Origin of the sequence: Candidatus Pelagibacter communis, from assembly GCF_001179985.1 — a bacterium.
GTDB classification, from domain to species: Bacteria; Pseudomonadota; Alphaproteobacteria; order Pelagibacterales; family Pelagibacteraceae; genus Pelagibacter; species Pelagibacter ubique_J.
The window spans coordinates 1-3,271 of sequence record NZ_CVSI01000030.1; the positions used below are offsets into that span (position 1 = coordinate 1).

At 23.8% G+C, this 3,271-nt stretch carries 4 protein-coding genes; 1 reads left to right on the top strand and 3 read right to left on the bottom strand.

Annotation, left to right across the window (positions count from 1 at the left end; all coding sequences use genetic code 11):
* Window positions 1-82 precede the first annotated feature (82 nt).
* Genes AMN80_RS01730 through AMN80_RS01740 form a run of 3 tightly spaced genes read right to left on the bottom strand, consistent with a single transcriptional unit; the run spans window position 83 to window position 2,514 of the window.
* A complete protein-coding gene (locus tag AMN80_RS01730) occupies window positions 83-757 on the bottom strand; it encodes a class I SAM-dependent methyltransferase (RefSeq protein ID WP_075520301.1) in 675 nt (224 codons plus the stop codon).
* Window positions 750-1,379 (bottom strand): class I SAM-dependent methyltransferase, encoded by a 630-nt coding sequence (locus AMN80_RS01735; RefSeq protein ID WP_075520302.1) that lies wholly within the window; start codon window positions 1,377-1,379, stop codon window positions 750-752. Before AMN80_RS01735 ends, AMN80_RS01730 begins: the two co-directional genes overlap by 8 nt.
* 1 nt (window position 1,380) lies before the next feature.
* On the bottom strand, window positions 1,381-2,514 hold the full coding sequence (locus AMN80_RS01740) for a glycosyltransferase (protein ID WP_075520303.1): 1,134 nt from the start codon (window positions 2,512-2,514) through the stop codon (window positions 1,381-1,383).
* A 73-nt stretch (window positions 2,515-2,587) separates the two neighbouring features.
* Between AMN80_RS01740 and AMN80_RS01745 the strand changes: the two genes are divergently transcribed.
* Window positions 2,588-3,271: hypothetical protein (locus AMN80_RS01745; RefSeq protein ID WP_143323371.1), on the top strand; the 684-nt coding region annotated here is incomplete at its 3' end.

Consider the following 3,271-nt stretch of genomic DNA (forward strand, 5'->3'; position numbering starts at 1 on the left):
CAAAAAGCGGTGGGAGCTCTGCATAGATTTGATAGTAAAAAAAATCTTAAAAAATATGAAGATCTATTTAAAAAGCTCTAAATCATTTATAAAAGAACTTATATTTAAATTTTTTAATCAATTTAAAAAACTGATAAATCAAAAAATTATATTTCCAAATAGAGTTTTTATATAACTTATTGTTCTTTATCTTTTTTAATATTGATAAACCATTTTCTCCGCCGTTGTATTTAAATTCGAATGCATCAAAATTTGAATAAAAAAATTCTTCAACTTCTTCCTTGCATAAATCTGAATTAATAGAGTCTGTCAAAATATTTAATTTTCGGAATGGATATGACGAGGTATCATCAATAAAAATATATCCATTGACATTAATAAATGGATAATACAAATTCAAAATTTTTCTTACATGGCTGGGCTCGTGATAACTATCAATATATAAAAGATCTATTCCTTTTTTAATCTCAGAAAACTTATTGATTATTTTAGACAGATTTACATCATTTGTTTGAAAAAAATTCCAATTTTTATCATCAAATAAATTTGAACAATCTTTAATGTCAAAAGAATACAATTTACCATTTATCTTTTTTAATGCCTCTAAAAATGCACATGTTGATGCCCCTCTATCAACTCCACACTCAACAATAATTTTAAGTTTCTTTTCTATCACTGTGTCATGCATTATTGTTAAGTGATTAGATTTATTGGATAATAAATTATTTTTCACCTCCTGAAAGATATCATTATTCATTTTTTCTCAAAACCTTTCTTAAAATATTTTTAAAAGAGAATTCCCGAGATTTAATTTTAGTTGTTTTTTCAAGTATTTCATCTTTCAATTTGATAATTTTTGCCATTCCCGATCCAATAAATGAATAAGTGAGATTAATTTTACTTTGATTTGATATTAAGATTTCATTTAACATTGAAAATGTTTCCCTATTATTTATTTCACTATTAAAATGATTTCTATAATTATTCTTTACATATGGTATCCAGCAAATATCATCTATAAATAAAAGGCCACCCACCCTCAATTTTTTATAGTAGTGATAGAGAATTTTCTTAACATGTAGTGCATTATGAAAAGAGTCAATTAATATAATATCAAATTCTTTTGGAATTTTATTTTCAAGAAATTGAAAATTATCATCACGAGATTGTATGAATTTCCAGTTTGTATCATTAGAGACTGAGGAGCAATCATCTATATCTATGGAATACAACTTGCCTCCATTTTTATTTATATGATCTAAAAATTTTCTAGTAGAAATTCCTTCTCTAACTCCGAACTCTAAAATATTTATATTTTTCAAATTTTTGATTTCTTTGATCAAAAAATAATCAAGTTTATGAGAATATTCGTCTTTCATATTACGTCAAAATCTTTTGTATTTGTAAAAAATGTGAAAACAAACTAAATCTTTTTATATATTTTTTTGCATTTAATTGAAAAACTTTTTTTTTATTATTATCAAGATTTAAAAATTCATCAAATTTTTTACTAAAACTCTCAGGATCATTACTCTTAAACAAAATTCCATTTTTTCCATAGTTTAGTATTTCTCTAGGTCCATTCTTACAGTCACTAGATAAAATTGGAACATTTAAGTAAGCTGCTTCAACCAAGACAAAACCAGGATCTTCCCATAATGAAGATAATATGAAACCTCTAGAATTACATAAATAATTATAAATATTTTCTGAATATTGAAAAAGTTTAATATTATTTTCTAGTCCTAATTTACTTATTAAATTTCTCAATTTTTTTTCTTCTTCTCCATTACCAAAAATATAAAGTAAAATACTAGAATTTTTTTTTATTTTTTTTGAAATATTTTTAATCAAAAATTCAAAGTTTTTTTGTTTTGTTAGCCTGCCTACTGAAATAAAATAGTTACCTTGAATTTTAGATTTCTCGTTTTTTTTTTTTACAATTTCTGAAGGTGTTAAGATGGGATCATTTAAAAGTACCAATTTATTTGGATAAAAATTTTTTTTCTTTAAATCTTGTAATGTAGCAATAGTAGGCGATGTAATTAAATATGTTTTTTTTAAAACAACTCTCCAAAATAAATTTCTTACAAGATTTAATTTGGGAATTCCTGAAATCCGTAGAATTATTTTTGTCTTAAGATTTAATAAAAAATTTAAGAATAGAGGTAAAGATGATATTAAATGTATAATGATATACTCAGGTTTTTTTTTATTCAAAAAATTATATAAAGGAATTATTGCTAAAAAGAAAATATATAAATAAATTATTCTACTTTTAATAAATCCTGTCCAATTTGACTCATCTAAAATATTTGAATTCGTCAATTTTATTATTCTTATATTTAGGTGATTTGTATTTTTTGTAAAATTATTCCATTCTCCAGCAACATTAATAATAACTGGTTCAAATTTTTTGTTTGAATATTTCTTTAAGGACTCTGCTGATTTGATAACTGACCTTACAGTGGCAACTCTTGATACGAACGGACACCAATAGTAAATTGTTTTCATTTTAATAATTGATATACGATATATTTTAATTTATACAATCAATGATATTTTAGATAATCTAAAATTACAAATAATGCAAATAAATCAAGATTATGTTTTAATATTAGGATCAAAACCAAATTCTAAGTTCCCAAAATTTAAAGTAAAAAAAATTTTTTCTGCTAATGGTGCTGCTGCCCGGGTAAAAGATTATTTAAAGATTTACCCAAATACTATTTTTGAGGCTATTGTTGGAAGTAGAGAGTTTGAAAAAAATTTAGAAGTTCAGAAAAGAGTAATTGAGTCCAAACCTAACAAAATTATCGCTAGATCTGGATTTGTGAATTTTGATAATTACAATTTCGGAAATATAGAAAAATTTCACTTTTCCTCAAATAAACAATTAGACTTTCAATCAAAGTTTTTTAAATTTGGAAAGTTGGGTGTGATATTTTGTGAAAGTTATTATGAAAAAAAAATATTAAAAAAAATAATGCATATTCTACTATCCTTTAAAAAAGGAATAATAGGTGGGGCTTCTACAGGGTTGTTTGCAATTCTTTACGCTCTATACGAAAATAAAGATTCAAAGATTATTGTTTCTGGTATAGGAATGAGTGGCGGAGGTCATTTTTATAAAGAAGATACTAACAAATACTCCAATAGATCTAATGTTGATAAAAAGCTTATGCAAATTTTAAAAAATAGATATAAGGATAGGATATTCACTTTAGATAAAGAATTGGACAAAAATTCAAAAATTAAATATCTTCAAGTT